This is a genomic window from Eubacterium sp. MSJ-13, assembly GCF_018918235.1.
GTDB lineage: Bacteria > Bacillota > Clostridia > Lachnospirales > Lachnospiraceae > Butyribacter.
Map to the genome: position 1 here is coordinate 1 of NZ_JAHLQE010000057.1, position 5,470 is coordinate 5,470.

Annotated in this window: 4 protein-coding genes; 3 read left to right on the plus strand and 1 reads right to left on the minus strand. The window is 34.5% G+C overall.

Annotated elements, in window-relative coordinates; translation table 11 throughout:
* The first annotated feature begins 302 nt into the window (after window positions 1-302).
* The gene (locus tag KQI69_RS03520) at window positions 303-1,697 is read left to right on the plus strand and encodes an ATP/GTP-binding protein (protein ID WP_216563906.1); all 1,395 of its coding nucleotides are present in this window, start codon (window positions 303-305) and stop codon (window positions 1,695-1,697) included.
* Window positions 1,690-2,364: a hypothetical protein gene (locus tag KQI69_RS03525; RefSeq protein ID WP_216563907.1), complete on the plus strand. Its 675-nt coding sequence runs from the start codon at window positions 1,690-1,692 to the stop codon at window positions 2,362-2,364. Before KQI69_RS03520 ends, KQI69_RS03525 begins: the two co-directional genes overlap by 8 nt.
* 146 nt (window positions 2,365-2,510) lie before the next feature.
* Here the strand turns inward: KQI69_RS03525 and feoB are convergent, their stop codons facing one another.
* Window positions 2,511-4,853 carry a ferrous iron transport protein B gene (gene feoB, locus KQI69_RS03530; RefSeq protein ID WP_371818723.1) on the minus strand — a complete coding sequence of 781 codons (2,343 nt, stop codon included), beginning with the start codon at window positions 4,851-4,853 and terminating at the stop codon, window positions 2,511-2,513.
* Between the two features lie 333 nt (window positions 4,854-5,186).
* Here feoB and KQI69_RS03535 point away from each other — a divergent pair, with 333 nt between their 5' ends.
* The gene (locus tag KQI69_RS03535) at window positions 5,187-5,372 is read left to right on the plus strand and encodes a hypothetical protein (RefSeq protein WP_216563909.1); all 186 of its coding nucleotides are present in this window, start codon (window positions 5,187-5,189) and stop codon (window positions 5,370-5,372) included.
* Window positions 5,373-5,470: the final 98 nt, after the last annotated feature.

The window sequence follows — 5,470 nt, forward strand, 5'->3', positions numbered from 1 at the left end:
TCATCAGCACCTAATTTTAGATATTTTACCTGTCTACTTGACAAGGGGCATATCACTTTTGTTCTGGGGTGTTTTTTATATATAGGAAGGTCTTGTAAGTAGACGGAAAAAGAGTATAAAACTTGTAGCAGCAACGAATGGAATGAAGTCAGCAGATGTTATAGTACCATCATGGCTGCAAATACAAAGTATTAGAATTGAAATTTGCAAAAAGGAATTAAAAATTCTAAAAAAGAATTTTAAGTGTATTTTTGTTACAAATGTGATATAATATATTACAAAAAGTATCATTGGAGGAGAAAATGGATAGTTTAGTTGTTCGTTTGGCATCATTATCATTAAAAAATATAAAAAATGTTAAAAATGGAACAATTTTTATGCCAAAAACAAAAGAAAATGGAAAAGTATTGTGTGATTCTGAAATTTTAGGAATTTATGGTCAAAATGGTTCTGGAAAGACTGCGATTGTTGATGCATTATATTTTTTACAGCAGATTATGACTGGTAATAGCATTGAGCAGGAAATTACAAATTATCTGGATGTTGATTCGGATACGGCTGAGATAAATGCAGAATTTAAAATATATGGAAGTAAAATTTTATATGAAGTAGGTTATCATGTATGTTTGCTTAGAAGTGAGGGGGAAGTTGTAATTGAACACGAATATATGAATTGTTCAATAGACTATGAGGGTAAAAGAACAAATAAAAATGTATTTGTGGACTATAAAAGAGAAGAGAGTACGATAGTTTTTAAGCCTAAAAAACGATTTGAAGAACTGGTTGAAAATGATATAGATACCAGATTAGATATGATTGTAGCAAAAAAAATGGCGGAAAAGAGTAATTGCTCTTACATTTTTGGCGAAAGCAGCAGAGAAATTTTTGGTAGAAAAACAAAAAGTGATTTTAGAAAATATGCAGTTGTAATAAATAAATTATATCAATTTGCGTTTAAGGATCTTTTTGTTATCAGAAATACACATTCAGGTATGATTACGGCAAATTTTTTGTTGCCAATGGCATTTCGCATTGAAAATGGTGAAAAAGGGTTTAAAGGGGATTTTGCGATGCCGCTTATGGAACCGGTAATATTAGATTATGAAAAAAAAGAAATTCTTTGTTCTATTGTTGAACAGATAAATACTGTTTTGTACACAATAATTCCAGGTATGAGTATTAAATTAAAAGAATATGGGGAGCAGACTTTGGACTCGGGTGAAACAGGATGGAAAGTTGAATTGTTATCAATAAGGAATGGTAAAAAAGCAATTCCAATACGCATGGAATCAGAAGGTATTATAAAAATTATTTCGATACTAAATGCATTGATACAGGCTTTTGGAAATCCATCAATTTGTTTGGTAATTGATGAATTGGATGCAGGAATTTTTGAATATATGCTCGGAGAATTGTTGGATATATTTAATAAGAGCGCTAAGGGACAGTTGATTTTTACATCACATAATCTTCGGGCTTTAGAGATGCTTGACAAAGATAGTATTATGTTTTCAACAGTTAATCCCAACAATCGTTACATTTATATGAAAAATGTCAAAGATAGTAACAATCTTAGAAAAATGTATATTAGAAGTATTACACTTGGAGGACAGGAAGAAAAGATTTATGATGAAACTGACAGCTTAAAGATTGCAAGAGCATTTAGAAAAGCGGGAAGGAGATTTTTTAATGACTGAGAAGAAGGTAATTGTTGTTATTGTTGAGGGACCAAGTGATGAAAATGCTATTGGTGGTGTGCTTAAGGAATATTTTTGCTCGGAAGAAGTACAGTTTGCGGTTGTGCATGGAGATATTACATCAGATTATCAAACTACTGTGTCTAATGTTGTAGAGAAGATAAATGAGTTGATAAAGGGAATTAGTAGGAGGTATGGATATCGAAAAGAAGATTTTATTAGGATTATTCATATTGCTGATACGGATGGAACATTTGCAAATGATTGCATAGTGGAGTGTAAAAATGTTGTGTTGCAGTATTATGAGGATAGGATAGAAACATCTAATGTAGAAGCTGTTCAGAAACGAAATAGGCATAAATCTGAAATTATGTTTAAGTTATATAAAACAGGAAAAATTAATGGCATAAGATATAGATTGTATTTTAATTCCTGCAATCTTGAACATGTATTATATAATGAGCTTAAGTCTTTTTCAAAAGAGGAAAAGGAAATAATGTCAGATGAATTTGCAGAAAAGTATGAAGGTAAAACAAAAGAATTTATTGAATACATTTCCGATTCTAATGTGGCTGTTTTAGGTACATATAAAGAAACCTGGGAATTTATACAAAAGGATAACAATTCGCTTTGTCGAAATTCTAATATGCATTTGATATTTAAATAATAAAGAAGCAGAATTGAAGTGTGTAGGCAAAAATAGGAATAGAAAACCCCAAAAGTGTGGCATACTTCCGGGGTTTTTGTTTTGTTCACAATGAACTTTATTTATCTTTGTCTGGCGGTATAATGCTCACCAATCTACAGTATTTCTCACACTATCATTCCACCGACAACATTCACAACAACTGCTGCAACCCATGCAATACTGCACTGCAGCAATATAACAAGTAATGCCCATTTTCCGCCAAGCTCACGCTTTATTGAAGCTATTGCCGCAACGCAAGGCGTGTATAATAGACAAAATACCAGAAGTGCCATTGCATTTACAGGTGATATGATTCCGAGTAAAAACGATGTTTTCGGTATGAGTACCGAGAGTGTCGATACTACGCTTTCTTTAGCCATAAATCCGCAGATAAGTGCTGTGCATATACGCCAGTCACCAAATCCGGCAGGTGAAAAGATGGGAGCGATAACACCGGCTATGGATGCTAAAATACTTGATTTTGAGTCTTCTACTACATTGAATCTGAAATCAAAGTTTTGCAATACCCATATGATAATAGTAGCAAGAAAGATTATGGTGAAGGCTTTCTGGAGAAAGTCTTTCGCTTTTTCCCATAAGAGCTGTGCCACATTTTTAAAACCGGGCATACGATAGTTAGGCAGTTCCATAACGAAAGGAACCGGTTCACCCTTGAAGAGTGTTCGTCTGAATATCAGTGCTGCGGCTATGGCAAAAATGATGCCGATAAAATAGAGTAGTATCATAACAAGTGCTGAATTGTCAGGGAAAAATGCCGTTGCAAAAAATGCGTATATAGGCAGTTTTGCCGAGCAGCTCATAAAAGGTGTGAGCAGTATCGTCATTTTTCTGTCACGCTCTGAGGAAAGCGTTCTGCTTGCCATGACACCTGGAACGGTACAGCCAAAACCAATGAGCATTGGAACTATACTTCTGCCGGAAAGACCTATTTTTCTTAACAGCTTATCCATTATGAATGCAACACGAGCCATATAACCGCTGTCTTCGAGCAATGACAGGAACAAAAATAATGTTACTATAATAGGAAGAAAGCTGAGTACGCTTCCTACACCATTAAATATGCCGTCAATGACAAGAGAGTGGAGCACACTGTTTACATTGAGCGAGGTAAGTGCCTTGTCGGCAGCATTTGTAATAAAGTCGATACCAAGTTCAAGCAGATTTGAAAGGGCGGCACCGATGACATTAAATGTAAGATAAAATACAAGTGCCATGATAATGGCAAAGCTTGGGATTGCCGTATATTTTCCGGTAAGTATCTTATCGATTTTTCTGCTTCTTGTATGTTCCTTGCTCTCATGTGGTTTTACGACAGTTCCGTCACAGGTTTTTAGTATAAAGTGGAATCTCATATCTGCTATTGCTTCTGCACGGTCAAGTCCTCTGTCTTCTTCCATCTGCTGAATTATCTGTTCAAGTATATTTGACTCTTTTTCATTTAAGTTAAGGGCTTCTTTTATAAGTGAGTCACCTTCTGCAAGTTTTGATGCCGCAAATCGTACGGGGATATAGGCTTTTTTTGCTTTGTCTTCAATGAGATGCATAATGCCGTGGATACATGCATGGACGGCACTTCCGTTGTCACCAGGAGAGCAGAAATCCGTTCTGATTGGTGTTTCCTGATACTTTGTCACATGGAGTGCATGGTCTACAAGTTCTTCAATACCTTCATTTTTAGCGGCGGATATTGGAATTACCGGAACACCAAGTTGTTTTTCCATCTCATTTATGTGTATTGAACCACCATTGTCTCTTACTTCATCCATCATATTTAAAGCTATGACCATTGGAATGTTAAGTTCGAGAAGCTGCATTGTAAGATAAAGATTTCTTTCTATATTAGAGGCATCAACAATGTTTATGATTCCTTTTGGCTTATCTTTCAGGATAAATTCTCGTGTTACGATTTCTTCGCTTGTGTAAGGTGACATTGAATATATACCGGGAAGGTCAGTGATAAGTGTATTTTTGTGTCCTTTTATAATGCCGTCTTTTCTGTCAACGGTTACACCGGGAAAATTTCCTACATGCTGGTTTGAACCCGTAAGTCTGTTAAAGAGAGTTGTCTTGCCGCAATTTTGATTACCGACAAGGGCGAAAGTTAAAACTTCTTCATCAGGCAGAGGTTTATGGTGTTCTTTTTTATGTTCTTCATTATATTCTCCGAATCCGGGATGTGGAATTGATCTGTGTGGTTTGCTTTTTTGCTCATGTTTTTCAGTTCGGATGGGTTCTACTTCAATTTTTCTTGCGTCGTCCAATCTTAATGTCAGGTCATATCCATGTAATTGCAGTTCGAGCGGATCACCCATTGGTGCAAGTTTTATAAGTGAGAGGGTAGTGCCCTTTATCAGTCCCATATCGAGGAAATGCTGTCGTAATGCACCTTCGCCCCCTACAGAGACTATTTTTGCACTGTCTCCTGCTTTTAAATCGCCGAGATTTATTTTTGTATTCATCTGTTATCCTCTTTTCTGTTAATATTAAAAATATAGAATATATAAAATATAAGATTCTTTTATACAATGTAAATGACAAAAAATATCATAAATAGACATGCTACTGATAAATATTATCAAAAAGATGAGGTATCTGCAATATAAAAATCGCTAATAGTAAGTTATAAAAAATAAAAATAATTTGTGAAAGTTTAATCGGATAAAATTAAATTTTATATTTAATTTATCACAAATTTGTGGTATCATAAATAGACAGAAAAATTTGTTCCTGCGTAAGTATCAGCGGCTGGAAGAAAAAATAAATATCGGGAGGTAAGTCTTATGGCAGATGTATATCAGGAAGTCAAGGAATTAAAAGAAAAAATTGAATTTTGTTCATATGCTATGAAATATGGAAAATTGCTGGATATGTCATCTGATCAGACAGTTAAAGCATTCAAAGTTAAAGGTGAATTAGAAGATGAACTTAGATTTATTGAATTAAGAAATAAAAATCAGGGAAAATAGTAATGCTGTAGGACTGATCGGGTTGAGTAGTCAAAAGAAAAGAGGAGCATTCCTGTAATTCATTAAAAGTGCCAATTGAATAAAAAAGAACCTCAAGG

What these genes read in the sequence shown, in the direction of transcription:
- KQI69_RS03520 (WP_216563906.1), top strand. Translation starts at nt 303, where the DNA reads ATGGATAGTTTAGTTGTTCGTTTGGCATCATTATCATTAAAAAATATA.
- KQI69_RS03525 (WP_216563907.1), top strand. Translation starts at nt 1,690, where the DNA reads ATGACTGAGAAGAAGGTAATTGTTGTTATTGTTGAGGGACCAAGTGAT.
- KQI69_RS03535 (WP_216563909.1), top strand. Translation starts at nt 5,187, where the DNA reads ATGGCAGATGTATATCAGGAAGTCAAGGAATTAAAAGAAAAAATTGAA.